The sequence below is a fragment of the Rathayibacter sp. AY2B5 genome (assembly GCF_002931645.1).
Classification (GTDB): Bacteria; Actinomycetota; Actinomycetes; order Actinomycetales; family Microbacteriaceae; genus Rathayibacter.
The window spans coordinates 85,195-101,361 of record NZ_PSUE01000006.1; the positions used below are offsets into that span (position 1 = coordinate 85,195).

Sequence of the window (16,167 nt, forward strand, 5' to 3'; positions counted from 1 at the left end):
GGACACCACCACGATGAGCACCGACTCCGCCCCCGCCGACCTCGCGTTCGAGGTGACCGCCGCCCCCGCGCCCCGCTCCGCCGAGGAGCGCGCCCGGATCCTCGCGAACCCCGGCTTCGGCACGCACTTCACCGACCACATGGTCGGCCTCCGCTGGACCCGTACGGACGGCTGGCACAGCGCCCGCGTCGAGCCCTACGGCCCGCTCGCGCTCGACCCCGCCGCCGCCGTCCTGCACTACGCGCAGGAGATCTTCGAGGGGATGAAGGCCTACCGCCACGAGGACGGCTCCGTCTGGACCTTCCGCCCGGAGGCGAACGCGCGCCGCCTGCAGCGCTCGGCCCGCCGCCTCGCGCTGCCGGAGCTCCCGACGGACCTCTTCGTCGAGTCGCTGCGGCAGCTGATCGCGGTCGACGGCGACTGGGTCCCCTCGGAGCCGGAGACCAGCCTCTACCTGCGCCCGTTCATGTTCGCGCAGGAGGCGTTCCTCGGCGTGCGCGCGGCCGAGGACGTCGGCTACTACGTGATCGCCAGCCCCGCCGGCGCCTACTTCTCGGGCGGCGTCGCCCCCGTGTCGATCTGGCTCTCCACCTCCTACGCCCGGGCGGGCAAGGGCGGCACGGGAGCGGCGAAGACGGGTGGCAACTACGCCTCCTCCCTCCTCCCGCAGCAGGAGGCCTACAGCCACGGCTGCGCGCAGGTCCTCTTCCTCGACTCGCAGGAGTCGCAGTGGATCGAGGAGCTCGGCGGCATGAACGTGGTGCTGGTGAAGAAGGACGGCACGCTGGTCACCCCGGAATCGGACTCGATCCTCGAGGGCATCACGCGCGACAGCGTCCTGCAGCTCGCTGAGGACCGCGGCCACCGCGTCGAGCGGCGCCGCGTGAGCATCGACGAATGGCGCGACGGAGTGGCCTCCGGCGACGTGGTCGAGGTGTTCGCCTGCGGGACCGCCGCCGTGATCACCCCGATCGCCGAGCTCAAGGGCGAGGGCTTCTCCGTCGGCCGCGAGAGCGCGCCCGCCGGGGAGCTCACGATGTCGCTCCGCGAGGAGCTGACCGGCATCCAGTACGGACGCCGCGAGGACACGCACGGATGGATGACGAGGCTGGACGCATGAAGATCGCACGATTCGCCACGCAGCGCGACGGGGACAACGGGGGAGCGATCCACTTCGGGATCGTGGACGAGGACGATCTGGTCGTGCTCGCCGGCGACCCGATGTTCGCCGGGTTCGACACCACGGGGGAGCGCATCCCGATCGCGGAGGCGAAGCTCCTCGCGCCGGTGATCCCGCGCTCCAAGATCGTCGGCATCGGGAAGAACTACGCCGACCACGCGGCCGAGATGGGCGGCGACGCCCCGGCGGAGCCGCTGGTGTTCCTCAAGCCGAACACGTCGGTCATCGGCCCGGACGAGGCGATCGTCCTCCCCGAGGACAGCCAGCAGGTGGAGTTCGAGGGCGAGCTGGCGATCGTGATCGGCGCCGTGGCCCGCAACGTCCGCGCGGAGGACTACGAGGACGTGGTCTTCGGGTACACGATCGCCAACGACGTCACCGCACGCGACCTCCAGCGCTCCGACGGCCAGTGGGCGCGGGCGAAGGGCTACGACACCTTCTGCCCGCTCGGACCGGTCATCGAGACCGAGTTCGTCTGGAACGAGAGCGCGATCGAGACGCGCGTCAACGGGCGCGTGCAGCAGTCGGGCAGCACCGGCGACATGATCCACGGGGTGCCCGAGCTCGTCGCCTACGTCTCGCGCATCTTCACGCTCCTCCCCGGGGACGTGATCCTCACCGGGACGCCCGCCGGCGTCGGGCCGATCGCGAACGGGGACACCGTCGCGGTGGACGTCGAGGGCATCGGCACGCTGTTCAACCCGGTGGTCGTCCGGCGCTGAGCCCGGGCCCTCCTCCGCGGAGGGACGAGCGCCTCCGGCCCGCAAGGATCCTCGGATCCGGCGGGCCGGACGCGTCCGAGCGGGACGTCAGTCGGCGCTCGCCGGGTCGCTGCCGACCGCGCCCTCGGTCTCGTCCGGCAGGTCGGCGTCGCCGGAGACGGTGTCCCCTCCGCTGTCGCCGTCGGTCACGGCGTCCGTGACACCGCGGTCGATCGCGGTGCCCCCGGGAGCGGCCCCCGCTGCGGAGGCGTCGGCCGCGTCCTCGCCGGGCAGCACCGTCTGCGCGCCGCCGGTGTTCGGGGCGGCGTCGCCGCCGGATCCGGGAAGGTCCTCGTTCACGTTCTGGTCGGCCATGTCGGCTCCTCTCGTCGGGGCTCCAGCCCAGCACGCGACGGGCCCCTCCGCAGGACGTTGACAGCGCGGGGGCGAGGGGGCAGAGGCGGGCCGTGAGGCCGGGCGACGCGCCTTCACCGTGCTCCCCGGCGCTGTCAAGCGGACTGCCTCCGGGGCTGTCTGGTCGTAGCGTCGAGCTATGAACTCCTCCCGCACCGACTCCGTCAGCCGCATCGCCCGGGAGGACTTCGGCTGGTCGTCGCTGCTCCCCGGTCAGCGCGAGGCGATCGAGTCGGCGGCCTCCGGGCGCGACACGCTGCTGGTGCTGGCGACGGGCGGCGGCAAGTCCGCGGTCTACCAGATCGCCGGAGCCGAGCGCGGCGGCGTCGTCCTGGTCGTCTCCCCGCTCGTCGCCCTGCAGGCCGACCAGCTCGCCGCGATCGAGGCGGCTCCGGCGGCCCCGCCCGCCGTCGCGATCAACTCCTCCCAGGGCGCCGCGGCCGTCGCCCGCGCCTGGGACCGGATCGACGAGGGCGGCCCGCTCTACGTGCTCCTGGCGCCCGAGGAGCTCGCCAAGCCCGAGAACGTGGCGCGTCTGGCGGCCGCGGGAGTGTCGCTCCTGGTCGTCGACGAGGCGCACTGCGTCTCCTCCTGGGGCCACGACTTCCGCCCCGACTACCTCCGCCTGGCCGATGTGCGCGGCGAGCTCGGAGACCCGCCGGTGCTCGCGATGACCGCCACCGCCTCCGGGCCGGTGCGCGACGAGATCATCGAGCGCCTCCGGATGACCGACCCCGAGATCCAGGTGCACGGCGTCGACCGTCCGGAGATCCGGCTGGTGGTGCACCGCCACGAGAGCGAGAACGAGAAGCGCGCCGCCGTGGTCGAGGAGGCCCGCAGCTGGACGGCTCCGGGCCTGGTCTACGTCGCCACCCGCAAGGAGACGGAGGCCTACGCGGCCGACATCGCGGCGGAGGGGCGCCGGGTCGCGGCGTACCACGCCGGACTCAAGGTGTCCGAGCGCAAGGTCGTGCACGAGCAGTGGCGCGCTGGCGAGCTCGACGTCGTCGTCGCGACCTCGGCCTTCGGGATGGGCATCGACCGGGCCGACGTCCGCTTCGTGCTGCACGCGACGACCACCGAGTCGCTCGACGCGTACTACCAGGAGATCGGCCGCGCGGGCCGCGACGGCGAGCCGGCGACGGGCGCGCTGCACTACCGCGCCGAGGATCTGGGTCTCCGCCGCTTCTTCGCCAAGCGCTCGGTCGACAAGGCCGCGCTGCGCGTGATCTGGGCGGCCGTCTCGGAGCAGCCGGGGCTCGACTCCGCGGCTCTCGCGAAGGAGCTGGGGAAGCCGGCCCGCACGATCGCCCGGATCGTCAACGATCTCGCGGACGCGGGGCTGGTGGAGACCGGGTCCGGTCTGCGCGCCACGCGCGAGGCCTCGGGCGACGAGGCCGTGCACGCGGTGAAGGAGGCTCTGGCCTCCCGCGAGCGGATCGCGGAGTCGCGCCTGTCGATGATGCGCGCGTACGCGGAGACCAGCCAGTGCCGCCGCCGAGTCCTGCTGGACTACTTCGGCGTGGAGTCGGCCGAGTGGTGCGGCAACTGCGACGGCTGCGAGCGGCACGAGGCGAGCGGCGAGACCGTCGAGGCGCCCGTGGACGCCCCTCTGAGCGTCGACGAGTCGGTGGAGCACCGCGAGTGGGGCGCCGGCACCGTGATGAGCGTGGAGGCCGACCGGGCGACGATCTTCTTCGAGTCCGAGGGCTACAAGGTGCTGTCGTTCCAGGCGCTCGAGTCCGGCGTCCTGCGCGAGCACGAGCACGCCTCCGCCTGACCCCGGCTCTCCGCGCCGGCCGATCGCCGCTCGCGGGACGCCGCTCCGGTACGGCAGGCACGGCGTGCCGTGCACCGGAGCGGCGTCCCGCGGAGGGGGTCAGACCTTCGAGACGGCCGAGCTCACGTCGGTGGGCTTCTCGTAGTCGCCGTCCGGGATCGCACGGAGGGCCTCGAGGACGTCGCCGTCCGCGCCCTCCTTCTCCGCGGTCTCGACGATCGTGTCCTTCGAGGCGGGGTAGTCGATGCCCGAGAGGTACTTCTGGATCTGGATCGGGTTGGGTGCGTCCATCGTGCTGTCCTTTCGTCGCCTTGCTGAGTGTTACGAGTGCTCTTCGGCGAAGAGCCGGTCGAAGGCGTCGACGCGCCGGTCGGTGACCGTCGTGGGCGTCTCGAGGTGCACGGCGCCGCTGGGCACGAGGCCCGCGCCGCCGAAGCGCTCCATGACGCGCCACTGCGCGGCGACGTCCTCACCGCTGTGCTCCGGGGGCAGCTGCTCCCAGAAGTCGAAGCCGCCGACGGCCAGGAGGGCGTCGCGGCGGTAGAGGACGCACGCGCCCAGCCAGGCGACCCGGTACGCGCGCCAGGCGCCCTCCGGGACGTCGAGGCGGGCGGCGACGTGCGTGAGATTCGCCGCGTTGTGCAGCGGCCAGCGCTCGAACTCCGGGGTTCCGCGCCGCACCCGCTCGGGCTCCACGCGCTCCTCCCAGGTCTCGAACGACTCGGTCTCGTGCGGGCGCACGTCCTCGAGGTAGGACAGGCCCTGCACCGCGGAGCCGACGAAGCCGCAGTCGAGGCGCTCGAGGGCCTCGTGCAGCCGCGAGAGCGTGCCCGGCTCGAGCCACACGTCGTCGTCGAGGAAGAGGACGGCCGGGGCGGTGGCGAGGGAGAGGAGGTAGTGCCTCTGCTCCGCGAGCCCGCGCCGGGGCAGGTGCCGGCGCACCACCGGAGCCCGGCCCTGCGCCTCCAGCACGCGCAGCATCGCGAGGATCGTCGGGTCGCTCTCGGCGACCGCGTCGTCGGACTGGTCGCTGACGATCACGCGGAAGGGCGGGTCGTCCTGGGCGGCGAGTCCGGCGAGCGCGGCGGCGAGCTCGGCACGGCGGCCGACCGTCGGCACCAGCACGTCGATCAGCGGCTGCCGGGGAGCCTCGGGGACCCCCCAGCGCCCGGACCACCGGCGGCTGGTCACGGCGCGGCCGATCGGATGCGCTGGACCATCTCGGTCGTGGAGTGCTCCGAGACGTAGCCGACCGTGGTGACGACGCCCCCGTAGGAGCGGACGACGGCCGCCTCCGCGAGCATGTCGGGGTTGTAGTCCCCGCCCTTCACGTAGACGTCGGGCTGCACGCGCTCGAGCAGCGGGATGGGGGTGTCTCCGCCGAAGAGAGTCACGTAGTCGACGCAGCCCAGCTCGGCGATCACGCCCGCGCGGTCGCCCTCCGGGTTGATCGGCCGTCCTTCGCCCTTCAGCCGCCGGACGGAGTCGTCGTCGTTCACCGCGACCACGAGCACGTCGCCGAGCTCGCGGGCCTGGCGGAGATACGCCGTGTGGCCGCGGTGCAGGACGTCGAAGCAGCCGTTGGTGAACACCACGCGGCGACCGCGGTGCGACTGCTCCGCGAGGACCTCGACGAGGGCGTCCTCGCCGAGCACGACGGCGCCGGGAGCGGCGAGGGAGGCGAGCAGGTCGTCGCCCGAGCAGACGGAGGTGCCGGGGCGCTGCACGACCACGTCGGCGGCGGCCTGCGCCAGATCGACGGCGGTGGCCAGGGAGCGGCCGGCGGCGAGGGCGAGGGTGGCTGTCGCGGCGAAGGTGTCGCCGGCGCCGGATGCCTGCTTCTCCTCTGCAGGCTGAGCGAAGGTGCGGCTGACCGTGCCGTCGGCGTCGAGGGCGGTGGAGCCGTCCCGGTCGAGGGTGACCACGACGTGCCGGGCGCCCGAGCGGGCGCGCAGGTCGTCCGCCGCGTCGCGCACGGCGGCGGCCCGCTCCGTCCCGCGGCCGAGGGAACCGCCGAGCAGCCGCTCCGCCTCCTTGGCGTTCGGGGTGACGAGGTCCGGCCGTGCGAAGGCCCAGTCGGCGAGCTCGTGCGCGTCGATCACGAGGAGGCCGGGGCGCCCGACGGCGAGCAGGCGCTCGACAGCCTCGCGGAGGATCCCCGAGCCGTAGTCGCAGACCAGGACGGCGTCGGCGCCCGCGGCGGCCTCGGCGGCGGCACCGGCGAGCAGGGCCAGCTCGTCGTCGGCCGGGCGGTGCGGGCCGGAGTCGACGCGCAGCATCACGCTGTCGCCGCCGACCACGCGGGTCTTGATCGTCGTCGCAGCGCCGGTGCGGACGACCCGGGAGGTGTCCAGGCCGGCCCGCTCGAGGGCGCGCACGAGCCGATCGCCCTCGGAGTCGCGTCCGGCCACGCCGACCGTGCGGACGACGGCGCCCAGCGCGCGCAGGTTGGCGGCGGTGTTGGCGGCCCCGCCCGCGACGTCGACGACGTCCTCGAGCCGCAGGACCGGCGCGGGCGCCTCCCGCGTGACGCGCTCCGCCTCGCCGAGCCACCAGGAGTCGAGGATGAGGTCCCCGATCACGGCGACGACCGGCGGGCGCTCGTGGACGTGCGCCAGGAGGGCGCTCGCCCGCTGGAGCGCCGAGCCCTCGAGGCTCATCGCGCGCCTCCCCGCAGAACGGGCAGGCCGAAGTGCACGACCGTGGTCGTGGTCATCTCGTCGAGCAGCTCCGGGCCGTAGCCGAAGCCGGAGCCGGACGCTCCGCGGGGCTGGGCGCTGCCGCCCGGCGCTCCTCCGAAGACGCCGTTGACCTTGACTGTGCCGACCGGCAGCGTCGCCGCGGCGCGGTGCGCGTGCTCCATGTCGGCGGTGAGGATCGAGGCGGCCAGGCCGTAGGGGCTCGCGGCGGCCAGGTCCAGGCCCTCGTCGAAGGAGTCGACGACGCGGATCGGCGCGACGGGCCCGAAGGTCTCCTCCGTCATCACCAGCATCGACTCGGTGCAGTCGGCCAGGACGGTCGCGGGGTAGAAGGTGCCGTCCCCGGGGGTGCCGCCGGTGAGGGCGCGCGCGCCGCTGTCGAGCGCCTCCGTGACGTGCTCGTGGACGGCGTCGCGCATGCGGGCGTCGACGAGGCGGGGGAGCGGGCCTGCGTTCCAGCGATCGGCCTCGGCGACGAGCGCCGCCGTGAACGCCTCGGCGATGTCGCGGTGCACGTAGATCCGCTCGACGGAGGTGCAGATCTGGCCGGCGTTGGCGAAGGCGCCCAGCGCGGCCTGCTCGGCGGCCCAGACCGGATCGACGTCGCGGTCGACGACGAGCGCGTCGTTGCCGCCGTTCTCGAGGATCACGTGCGCGCCGGTGACGGCGGCGACCCGGGCGAGCGCGCGGCCGGTGGCGGTCGAGCCGACGTGGGCGAGGACGTCGACGCCCTCGGTGCGCGCCAGCTCGTCGCCGACCGCCCCGTCGCCCTCGACCAGGGTCAGCACGCCCTCGGGCAGCGCCTCGGCGAGGATGCTCGTGAAGAGGGCGCCCGTGCCCGGACTGCGCTCGCTCGGCTTGTGCACGACGACGTCACCGGAGACGATCGCGGCGCCCAGGAGGCCCGCAGCGACGGCGACCGGGTCGTTCCACGGAGTGAGGGCGAGCACGACACCGCGCGGGTGCGGCAGGGCGAGATCGACGTTGAGCGCCCCTCCGCGCAGGCTCCTCCCGCGGTGCAGCGGGCCGAGCTCGGCGTACTGGAGCAGCGTGTCGACACCGGCGCGGACGCCGCCCAGGGCGTCGCCGGCGGGCTTGCCCGTCTCCTGCGTGTTGAGGTCGGCGAGCTCCTGCTCGCGCTCGGCCACGCGGTGGGCGGCGGCACGGAGCAGGGCGCCGCGCTCGGCGGGCGCGGTGGCGGCCCACGCGGGGAACGCGGTCCGCGCGCGGCGGACGGCGTCGGCGGCGGTCGTGGCGGGGGTCGTGATGTCGATGGTCACGGTCACCTCTCGGTCGGGGGCGCCCGCGGAGTGGCGAACGCATCCGTCCGGTACCCGGGTGGTGCGCGCCTAGACACGCCGCCTCCGGAATCCGCCCCCGGATCGGCGACGGGCTCGCCCCCGATCCGGTTTCGGATCGGCCCCGGCGGGGAAGTGGAGGAGTGCACCGTCCCCGGAGCGGCGCCCGCGCGCCCTCCGCACCTGAGAGGAACCCGTCGTGGTCGCCATCGCCCCCCTCCGAGAGCCCTTCGCCGGAGTCGAGAGGATCGCCGTCCTGCGCGGCGGCGGACTCGGCGACCTGCTGTTCGCGCTGCCCGCCGTCGACGCCCTCGCGGCCGCCTACCCGGGAGCCGAGATCACCCTGCTCGGGACGCCCGCGCACCGGGTCCTGCTGACGGGCGTCGAGTCGCCGATCGCCGACGTCGAGATCCTGCCGGTGGCGCAGGGCGTCCGCGACGGAGAGGGGGAGGACCCCCGGGTCGTCGAGGACTTCACCGAGCGGATGCGCGCGCGCCGCTTCGACCTGGCCGTGCAGCTGCACGGCGGCGGGCGCTACTCCAACCCGTTCCTCCAGCGCCTCGGCGCGCGCCACACGGTCGGGTCGCGCACCGACGACGCCGCGGAGCTCGAGCGCACGATCCCCTACGTCTACTACCAGCACGAGATGCTGCGGGCGCTCGAGATCGTCGGGCTGGCCGGAGCGCCCGCGACCCGCCTCGAGCCGGCGCTCGCCGTGGATCCGGAGCGGCGGGACCGCCTCGCCGCGGCGCTGCCCGCGGGCGGCCCGCTGGTGCTGATCCACCCCGGCGCGACCGATCCCCGCCGGCGCTGGCCCGCCGCCTCCTTCGCCGCCGTGGCGACGGAGCTGCTGGCGGACGGCGCGCGCGTGCTCGTGGTGGGCGACGCCTCGGACGTGCCCGCCGCCGACGAGATCGTCGCCGGAGCGCCGGGAGCGGTCTCCTGGGCGGGCGTCGTGGACCTCCCGGACCTCGCTCCGCTGCTCTCGCTCGCCGACCTCGTGCTCGGCAACGACTCCGGACCCCGCCATCTCGCCGCCGCGGTCGGCGCTCCGACGGTCGGGGTCTTCTGGGTGGGCAACGCGATCAACGCCGCGGCCCTCGGGCGGCAGCGCCACCGGGTGCAGCTGAGCTGGACCACGCACTGCCCGGTCTGCGGGCGCGACGCCACGCAGGTCGGCTGGACCGCTCCGCGCTGCGAGCACGACGTCACGTTCGTCGGCGACGTGCGCGTCGAGGCGGTGCTCGAGGACGTCCGCGGGGTGCTCGCCTCCACCCGCTGAACCGCGAGACGCCACCTCGGTACGCGACGCGCCGGGGCGTGCGGACCGAGGTGGCGTCTCGCGGCGGGGGATCCGGGGCGCGCCCGGATCAGCGGATCACGGCCAGGACGGCTCCTCCTCGTGCGTGATGACGAGCTCGCGGACCTCGCAGCCGCGCGGCTGGCCGAGGACGAACATGACGGCGTTCGCCACGTTCTCCGGGTCGTTCAGCAGCGCGTCCGGACCCGGCTTGTACTGCTCGTCGCGGTCGTCGAAGAAGCGCGTCTTCATGCCCGACGGGATCAGCGTGGTCACGCCGATCTCGCCCTTGGTCTCGGCCGCGAGCGCGCGGGTGAAGCCGAGCACGCCGAACTTCGAGGCGCAGTACGCGGTCGCGTCCGAGACGGCCTTGATCGCGAGCGAGGAGGCGACGGTGACGACGCGGCCGTGCGTCTCGGTGAGGAAGGGCAGGGCCGCCCGGACGACGGCCGCGGTGCCGAGGAGGTTGACGGAGATGACGCGCTCCCACTCCTCCGGCTCCACGTCGACGAGGCGGCCGCAGCGGTCGATGCCGGCCGCGGTCACGACGGCGTCGAGCCCGCCGTGCTCGCGGGCGATCTCGACGACCGCCTTCTCGGCCTCGCGGGTCTTCGCGACGTCGACCTGGTAGGCGGCGACGCCCTCCTTCACCGACGAGACGTCGCGGTCGAGCACGATCGGGGTGCCGCCGGCGGCGGTGACCGCGGCGGCGACGGCCGCACCGAGCCCGGAGGCTCCTCCGGTGATCAGGACGCGGCCGATGGGGGTGGGAGTGGTGCTCATGGTTTCCTTCCGGGGGTGGTCTGCGGGCCTCGTGGGCCGCGGGTCAGCCGACACGCGCGAGCGCGGCGGCGAGATGAGTGGTCGAGCGGCCCGGGTGGTACGGCACGGTCAGGACCCGGCCGCCCCACTCCGCCACCGTCGCCGTCTCGGGGAGGGACTCGGCGGAGTAGTCGCCGCCCTTCACCCAGACGTCGGGGCGGATGCGGCGCAGCGCCTCGTCCGGCGTGTCCTCGCCGAAGACCAGCACGGCGTCGACGCACTCGAGCGCGAGCAGCAGGTCGACGCGGTCGTCCTCGGGGATGATCGGCCGCGCCGCGCCCTTGAGGCGCCGGACGGAGTCGTCCGAGTTGAGGCAGACGATCAGGCAGTCGCCGAGCGCGCGCGCGGCCGAGAGGGTGCGGGCGTGGCCGGCGTGGAGCAGGTCGAAGCAGCCGCCGGTCGCGACCACGGTGCCTCCTGCCGCGCGGACGGACTCGGCGACGCGCAGGGCGTCGACACCGCCGCCGTGGAGGGGAGCGGGGTCGGCGGGAGCGGAGAGGGAGGCGACCCCTCCCGCGAGGAGGTAGGCGCCGGCCGCGGCGACCGCCGCCTGCACCGCCTCCGAGGTGCTCGCGCCCTCGGCGAGGGCGACCGCGGCGGAGGCGGCGAACCGGTCGCCCGCGCCGCACGGGTCGGTGGGCGGCACGGCGACGGCCGGTGCGACGACCGGGACGCCGGCGCCGCGGGAGCGCAGCAGTGCGCCGGAGGATCCCATCGTCACGGTGACCGCACCGCAGCCCCAGCGCTCGAGGAGGGTGGTCGCGGCGGACTCGGCGCGCGTCACTCCGCGGCCGACGGCTCCCGAGAAGGCGGTGGCCTCGGCCAGGTTCGGGGTGGCGAGGGAGGTGGCGGCGACCGGCTGCGAGCCCCGCGGGTGCGGATCCCACACCAGCGGCACGGTGAGCGCGTCGAGCGCCGTGCGGAGCGACGGCTCCTCGGTCAGGCGGCGGCCGTAGTCGGCGACGATCACGGCGTCGGCGTCGGCGAGCGCGGCGAGCATGGCGTCAGTGACGCCGGGGATGGGCGGCGTCTCGCAGCCGCGGTCGATCCGTACGACGGCCTGGCCGGAGGCGGCGACGCGGGTCTTCACCGGCGTCGGCGCTCCCGAGGGCCCGGCGACCAGGCGGACGCCGGACAGCTCGGCGCGCAGCTCCGCCACGTCCGGATCCGAGTCCTCGGCGAGCGCGGTCACCAGCGTCACCTCGTGCCCGTCGCGGGCGAGCATCCGGGCGACGAGCCCGGCACCGCCGGCGCGGGCGCTGCGGGCCGACACGTCGACCACGGGGACGGGGGCGTCCGGGCTCAGCCGCTCGGCGGGTCCGGAGAGGTCGACGTCGAGCATCACGTCGCCGACGACGACGAGGCGCAGGCGGCTCACGCGGCGGCCGCCGTCCGTGCGCGGATCCGGTGCTCGAAGGCCCGGCAGAGCGCGTGCACGAGCACCAGCTGCGCCTCCTGCACATTGGAGCCGTGGCCCTCGAGGGCGATCGCCTCGTCGCAGAGCTCGGTGAGCGGGTTCGGCCCCTCGCCGGTCAGCGCCCACGACCGGGCGCCCGCCGCACGGGCGGCCTCCGCGGCGTGGAGGAGGTTCGCGCTGCGTCCGCTGGTGGAGAGCAGCACCACGACGTCCCCCGCCCGGGCGTGCGCGGTGACCTGGCGCGAGAACACGTGGTCGAAGCCGTAGTCGTTGCCGATCGCGGTCAGGCTCGACGTCTCGGCGTGCAGCGAGATGGCGGAGAAGGGGACGCGGTCGCCGTCGAAGCGGCCGACGAGCTCGGCGGTGAGGTGCTGCGCCTCGGCCGCGGAGCCGCCGTTGCCCGCGGCGAGCAGGCGCGCGCCGGAGTGCAGGCGGTCGGCGAGCTCGACGCCCCAGGCGGCGATCCTGTCGGAGTGGCGCTCCAGCTGCGCGACCGCGTCGAGCGCGCGCGCCACGTGGTCGTCGACGAGGCGCCGGGCGGCGTCGGCCGGGGTGTCCAGAACGGTGTCGATGGTCGCGGTGTCGATGGTCATCGTCGCGGAGCCGCCTTCCGGGTGGTGGGGGATGAGGGTGCGCTCGTGGCGCCGGTGAGGAGCGACTCGTCGCCGAGGCCGGCGAGGGTCGTGACGTAGGCGCGCTCGGTGTCGGCGGCGACGCGGTCCCAGGAGTAGCGGGACTCGACGCGCTCGCGTCCGGCGGCCCCGTAGGCGCGGGCGCGGTCGGGGTCCTCCAGCAGCGAGCCGAGGGCGGCGGCCAGGGCGACCGGGTCGCGCGGAGGCACGTGGACCCCGGTGACGTCCTCGACCACGGTGTCGATCAGGCCGCCCACGGAGGAGGCGACGACCGGCACGCCGCAGGCCATCGCCTCGAGCGGAGTGATGCCGAACGGCTCGTACCAGGGCGCGCAGACCACGACGTCGGCCGAGCGGAGCATCGCGGGCATCTCGGTCTGCGAGAGCTGGCCGACGAAGTCGACACGGTCCGCGACGCCGAGGCTCTCGGCGACGCCGTGCAGCCGCTGGTACTCGGGGTCCGCGGTCAGCGCGTCGCCGGAGCCGGAGCCCCCGACCACGACGAGCTCGGCGTCGTGGCCGGCCGCGACCAGGTGCGCGAGCGCCTCGATCGCGATGCCCATGCCCTTGCGCGGCACCAGGCGTCCGATGGTCATCAGCCGCGAGCGCTCGCCGCGGGGCGCGACCGGGCCCTCGACCGAGAACCGGTCGATGTCGACTCCGCAGGGCACCACCGAGATGCGCGAGGTCGGCACGCCGAGCCCCTTGAGCTCGAAGGCCTCGTCCGAGCAGGTGGCGACGACGCCGTCGGCCTTCTGGCCCACTCCGGGCTCGAGCCAGGCGCGCTCCTCGGGGCTGGTGTCGAGCGCACCCTGCTGGCGGCGCTTGACCACGCCCAGCGCGTGGAAGGTGTGGAGGACGGGCACGCGCCGCCCGGTGGCGCGCTCCACCCGCTCGGAGGCGTCGAGCGCGGCGACCCCGGACATCCAGAAGTGGCTGTGCACGAGGTCCGGCCGCTCCTGCAGCCACTCCTCGGTGAGGTCGACGGCGAAGTCGCCCATGAAGGGCAGCAGCTCGTCCTTGGACACCCGGCGCGGCGGTCCGGCGTCGATGTGCACGACCTCGACTCCCGAGGTGAAGGGCACGCGCCGGGGGAGGGAGGGGTCGTCGCGGCGGGTGTAGACGACGACGCGGTGGCCGCGGCGGGCGAGCGCGTCGGCGAGCGCCGCCACGTGGACGTTCTGACCGCCGGCGTCGACGCCGCCGAGGGTCGCCAGCGGGCTCGCGTGCTCCGAGACCATGGCGATCGTCAGCGCGGGCGCGGCGGAGAGGTGCTGCTTCATCGGGTGCTCCCTTCCAGAGCGGGCTCCGGCGACCGGCGTCCGGGGAGGTCGGCGAGGACTTCGTCCCAGTCGCGGTGGAACCGGGCGAGGCCGTAGCGCGCGAGCGCGGCCTCGCGGGCGACGGCGCCGGCGCGGGCGGCGCGGTCCGGGTCCTCGACGAGCGCCCGGGCCGAGGCGACGAGGGCGTCGAGGTCGTTCGAGACCGCTCCGGCCTCGGGCGGGACGGCGCGCCCCGCCTCCGTCACGTCGAGCGCGACGACGGGCATCCCGAGGTGCATCGCCTCCAGCAGCGCGAGGCCGAGGGAGGTCCAGCGGAACGGGTGCAGGTAGACCCGGCGGCGGGCCAGGGCCGCGTGCATCGCCTGCGTGCGGACGTCGCCGAGGACCGTCACGTCCTCCAGGCCCGGCAGCTCGGCGAGCCGGTCGGTCTTCATCCCGAAGACGTCCAGCGGAGCGACCGCGCCGAAGCGGGGGAGCAGGTCGGTCCCGGCGACCCGGCCCCGGCGGACGGGCTCGTTGACGACCACGCCGAAGTGCGGCAGCTCGCCGGTGTAGAGGGGACCCGGGTCGTGGATCCCGTGCTCGATCACCGTCGTCCGCGTCGATCCGGTGTCCCACATCAGGGCGTTGAAGTGGGTGACGTGGACGATCAGCAGGTCGTCGCGGTCGGCGAGCGGGTGGCGGTTGTCCGGCACGTCCCCGCGGGGGGTGTTGTGCTCCACGTAGACGGCGGGCACGTCGCGGCCGAGGCGTCGCCCGAGCAGGCGCTCGGCCTCGGCGAGCTCCTCGGGCCTCTGGAGGAGGACCGCGTCGACGTCGGCGTCGTGCAGCTCCTCGGGGGCGATCTCGACGGCGCTCGGCCAGTCGCGGCCGCCGGTGCCCAGGCCCCAGCTGTCGCGGGGCGGAGTCGTGGGGAGCAGGTAGGTGTGGGCGCCGCGGACGAAGGCGTCCGCCCAGCCGCCGTGCACGTGCCAGAGCAGGATCCTCATGCGATGGCCTCTCTCGGGGAAGTCGTGGGTCGGAGTCGGAGGGCGGCGGCGACCGCCTCCTCGGCGCTCACCCCCGCGAGGCAGGGATGGCCGGGGACGGGGCACACGCGGGCGCGCGAGCCGGCGCAGGGCGCCTCCTGGTCGCCGAGCAGCGCGACCGGGACGCCGTAGGGCGCCCAGCGCACGGCCGGGACGACCGGCGCGAAGAGGCTGACCACGGGGGTTCCGACCGCGGCGGCGAGGTGCGCGGGGCCGGTGTTGCCGCAGATCACGACCTCGGCGCCGGCCAGCACCTCGGCGGCGCCGGGGAAGTCCGTCGCCCCGCCGAGGTCGATGCCGCGGGAGCCCGCGACCTCGGCCGTGAGGGAGCGCTCGCCCGGGCCGCCGGTGACGACGACGGCGAGGCCCGCGTCCGCCAGCAGCTCGACGGCGCGGGCCGCGTTCGCCGCGGGCCAGGCGCGGGCGGGGACGGCTGCCCCGGGGTGCACGACCGCGTAGGGGCCGATCCCCTCGAGAGCGGCGGGCAGCACGCCCTCGCGGCGCACGCGGAGCCGTCCGTCGTCGCCGGCGGGCAGCGCGAAGCCGGCCGCCGCCGCGATCGCGAGCGCGCGCTCCGGCTCCGGCTGGTCCTCCTCGAGGGTCTCGCCCGGGACGAGGCGCACATCGAGCAGGGCGCCCGCGAAGTCGACCGAGGCGCCCGTGATGCGGGCGACACCGGCGAGGCGGAGCAACAGGGCCAGCGGAAGCGGCGACTGGTGGAAGGAGGTGAGGACCACGGCCTCGTCCGGCGCGAACTCCTCGACGATCGCGCGCAGCTCGTCGACGAGCTCGCCGTCGACGGGGCGGGAGGCGTCGCCGATCCACGGGCACCACCAGGTGCGGACGGAGGAGGGACCCGGCAGCAGCGCGGCCGCGGGCGCTCCCTGCGGACCGCTCAGCAGCAGCACCTCGGCGTCGGCCGCGATCGCGCGGACGGCGGGTCCGCACAGCAGGACGTCTCCCGCGCTGTCCAGGCGGGCGACGAGCACGCGGCGCCTCACTCGGCGTCCTCGTCGGGCTGCATCGCGAGCAGCAGCTCGACCGCCTCGAGGAGCGTCGCCGCCTGCAGCGGAGCGGCGTCCACCTCCTCGGCGCGGGTGATCGGAGTCGGCACCAGCACTCCACGGGCGCCGGCCGCGGCGGCGGCGCCGACGTCGGCCCCGATGTCGCCGATCACGGCGAGGGAGCGTGCCGGCAGTCCCAGCTGCTCGGCGGCGCCGAGCACCATGCCGGGCCGGGGCTTCCGGCAGGAGCAGCCGTCCTCCGGGCCGTGGGGGCAGAGCATCCACACGTCGAAGCCGCCGAAGAGCTCGTCCACGCGCCGGTTCACCGCGTCGGCCTGGCCGCGGTCGATGATCCCGCGGGCGATCCCGGACTGGTTGGTGACCACGCCCAGAACCAGCCCCGCCTCGCGCGCGCGCTCGACCGCGGCGAGGGCGGTGGGCATCGGGGAGACCTGCGCCGGGTCGCCGTTGTAGGGCACGTCGACCACGAGCGTCGCATCGCGGTCGAAGAGGATCCCCCGCAGGCGCGGGGCCCTCGCGCGCTCGTCGGCGCTCCGGGAGGAGGAGTCGTTCACCTTCTCCTCGTACCCCTCGACCGGGGATGTAAAC

Annotated in this window: 16 protein-coding genes; 4 read left to right on the forward strand and 12 right to left on the reverse strand. The window is 75.1% G+C overall.

The window, feature by feature from the left end:
* Positions 1-13: 13 nt before the first annotated feature.
* Both C5C30_RS06240 and C5C30_RS06245 read left to right on the forward strand, forming a co-directional pair.
* Positions 14-1,120 (forward strand): branched-chain amino acid aminotransferase, encoded by a 1,107-nt coding sequence (locus tag C5C30_RS06240; protein ID WP_104333371.1) that lies wholly within the window; start codon positions 14-16, stop codon positions 1,118-1,120.
* Entirely contained in the window at positions 1,117-1,902 is a 786-nt protein-coding gene (locus tag C5C30_RS06245; protein WP_104247446.1) for a fumarylacetoacetate hydrolase family protein, read from the forward strand. The genes C5C30_RS06240 and C5C30_RS06245 overlap by 4 nt, the downstream gene beginning before the upstream one ends.
* An 87-nt stretch (positions 1,903-1,989) precedes the next feature.
* On the opposite strand, the gene C5C30_RS06250 is transcribed toward C5C30_RS06245, so the two are convergent.
* On the reverse strand, positions 1,990-2,256 hold the full coding sequence (locus tag C5C30_RS06250) for a hypothetical protein (protein WP_104247445.1): 267 nt from the start codon (positions 2,254-2,256) through the stop codon (positions 1,990-1,992).
* A 178-nt stretch (positions 2,257-2,434) separates the two neighbouring features.
* Between C5C30_RS06250 and C5C30_RS06255 the strand changes: the two genes are divergently transcribed.
* The gene (locus tag C5C30_RS06255; protein WP_104333372.1) at positions 2,435-4,075 is read left to right on the forward strand and encodes a RecQ family ATP-dependent DNA helicase; all 1,641 of its coding nucleotides are present in this window, start codon (positions 2,435-2,437) and stop codon (positions 4,073-4,075) included.
* A gap of 99 nt (positions 4,076-4,174) precedes the next feature.
* Here the strand turns inward: C5C30_RS06255 and C5C30_RS06260 are convergent, their stop codons facing one another.
* Genes C5C30_RS06260 through C5C30_RS06275 form a run of 4 tightly spaced genes read right to left on the reverse strand, consistent with a single transcriptional unit; the run spans position 4,175 to position 8,054 of the window.
* Positions 4,175-4,366: a DUF2795 domain-containing protein gene (locus C5C30_RS06260; RefSeq protein WP_104223528.1), complete on the reverse strand. Its 192-nt coding sequence runs from the start codon at positions 4,364-4,366 to the stop codon at positions 4,175-4,177.
* 30 nt (positions 4,367-4,396) lie between these two features.
* Positions 4,397-5,266: a glycosyltransferase family A protein gene (locus tag C5C30_RS06265; RefSeq protein ID WP_219827779.1), complete on the reverse strand. Its 870-nt coding sequence runs from the start codon at positions 5,264-5,266 to the stop codon at positions 4,397-4,399.
* Entirely contained in the window at positions 5,263-6,735 is a 1,473-nt protein-coding gene (gene rfaE2 / locus C5C30_RS06270) for a D-glycero-beta-D-manno-heptose 1-phosphate adenylyltransferase (protein ID WP_104333373.1), read from the reverse strand. Before rfaE2 ends, C5C30_RS06265 begins: the two co-directional genes overlap by 4 nt.
* Positions 6,732-8,054, reverse strand: coding sequence for an aldehyde dehydrogenase (locus tag C5C30_RS06275; RefSeq protein WP_258065820.1), 1,323 nt, complete (start codon positions 8,052-8,054; stop codon positions 6,732-6,734). Before C5C30_RS06275 ends, rfaE2 begins: the two co-directional genes overlap by 4 nt.
* A 217-nt stretch (positions 8,055-8,271) precedes the next feature.
* On the opposite strand from C5C30_RS06275, the gene C5C30_RS06280 reads away from it, so the two are divergent.
* Positions 8,272-9,354, forward strand: coding sequence for a glycosyltransferase family 9 protein (locus tag C5C30_RS06280; protein WP_104274359.1), 1,083 nt, complete (start codon positions 8,272-8,274; stop codon positions 9,352-9,354).
* Positions 9,355-9,450: 96 nt separating this feature from the next.
* Here C5C30_RS06280 and C5C30_RS06285 read toward each other — a convergent pair whose 3' ends face one another.
* The 7 genes from C5C30_RS06285 to C5C30_RS17615 are packed head-to-tail and all read right to left on the reverse strand — an operon-like array spanning position 9,451 to position 16,133.
* Positions 9,451-10,155, reverse strand: a complete 705-nt coding sequence (locus tag C5C30_RS06285; protein ID WP_104250150.1) for an SDR family oxidoreductase — start codon at positions 10,153-10,155, stop codon at positions 9,451-9,453.
* A 43-nt stretch (positions 10,156-10,198) separates the two neighbouring features.
* Entirely contained in the window at positions 10,199-11,563 is a 1,365-nt protein-coding gene (locus C5C30_RS06290; RefSeq protein WP_104333404.1) for a PfkB family carbohydrate kinase, read from the reverse strand.
* 5 nt (positions 11,564-11,568) lie between these two features.
* On the reverse strand, positions 11,569-12,204 hold the full coding sequence (locus C5C30_RS06295) for an SIS domain-containing protein (RefSeq protein WP_104247441.1): 636 nt from the start codon (positions 12,202-12,204) through the stop codon (positions 11,569-11,571).
* The gene (locus C5C30_RS06300) at positions 12,201-13,496 is read right to left on the reverse strand and encodes a glycosyltransferase (RefSeq protein ID WP_104287981.1); all 1,296 of its coding nucleotides are present in this window, start codon (positions 13,494-13,496) and stop codon (positions 12,201-12,203) included. The genes C5C30_RS06295 and C5C30_RS06300 overlap by 4 nt, the downstream gene beginning before the upstream one ends.
* A 26-nt stretch (positions 13,497-13,522) precedes the next feature.
* The gene (locus C5C30_RS06305) at positions 13,523-14,515 is read right to left on the reverse strand and encodes a glycosyltransferase (protein WP_104268723.1); all 993 of its coding nucleotides are present in this window, start codon (positions 14,513-14,515) and stop codon (positions 13,523-13,525) included.
* The gene (locus tag C5C30_RS06310; protein ID WP_219813046.1) at positions 14,512-15,555 is read right to left on the reverse strand and encodes a glycosyltransferase family 9 protein; all 1,044 of its coding nucleotides are present in this window, start codon (positions 15,553-15,555) and stop codon (positions 14,512-14,514) included. The genes C5C30_RS06305 and C5C30_RS06310 overlap by 4 nt, the downstream gene beginning before the upstream one ends.
* Entirely contained in the window at positions 15,552-16,133 is a 582-nt protein-coding gene (locus tag C5C30_RS17615; protein ID WP_181131474.1) for an HAD-IIIA family hydrolase, read from the reverse strand. The genes C5C30_RS06310 and C5C30_RS17615 overlap by 4 nt, the downstream gene beginning before the upstream one ends.
* Positions 16,134-16,167: the final 34 nt, after the last annotated feature.

What these genes read in the sequence shown, in the direction of transcription:
- C5C30_RS06285 (WP_104250150.1), bottom strand. Translation starts at nt 10,155, where the DNA reads ATGAGCACCACTCCCACCCCCATCGGCCGCGTCCTGATCACCGGAGGA.
- C5C30_RS06305 (WP_104268723.1), bottom strand. Translation starts at nt 14,515, where the DNA reads ATGAGGATCCTGCTCTGGCACGTGCACGGCGGCTGGGCGGACGCCTTC.
- rfaE2 (WP_104333373.1), bottom strand. Translation starts at nt 6,735, where the DNA reads ATGAGCCTCGAGGGCTCGGCGCTCCAGCGGGCGAGCGCCCTCCTGGCG.
- C5C30_RS06260 (WP_104223528.1), bottom strand. Translation starts at nt 4,366, where the DNA reads ATGGACGCACCCAACCCGATCCAGATCCAGAAGTACCTCTCGGGCATC.
- C5C30_RS06245 (WP_104247446.1), top strand. Translation starts at nt 1,117, where the DNA reads ATGAAGATCGCACGATTCGCCACGCAGCGCGACGGGGACAACGGGGGA.
- C5C30_RS06240 (WP_104333371.1), top strand. Translation starts at nt 14, where the DNA reads ATGAGCACCGACTCCGCCCCCGCCGACCTCGCGTTCGAGGTGACCGCC.
- C5C30_RS06255 (WP_104333372.1), top strand. Translation starts at nt 2,435, where the DNA reads ATGAACTCCTCCCGCACCGACTCCGTCAGCCGCATCGCCCGGGAGGAC.
- C5C30_RS06295 (WP_104247441.1), bottom strand. Translation starts at nt 12,204, where the DNA reads ATGACCATCGACACCGCGACCATCGACACCGTTCTGGACACCCCGGCC.
- C5C30_RS06250 (WP_104247445.1), bottom strand. Translation starts at nt 2,256, where the DNA reads ATGGCCGACCAGAACGTGAACGAGGACCTTCCCGGATCCGGCGGCGAC.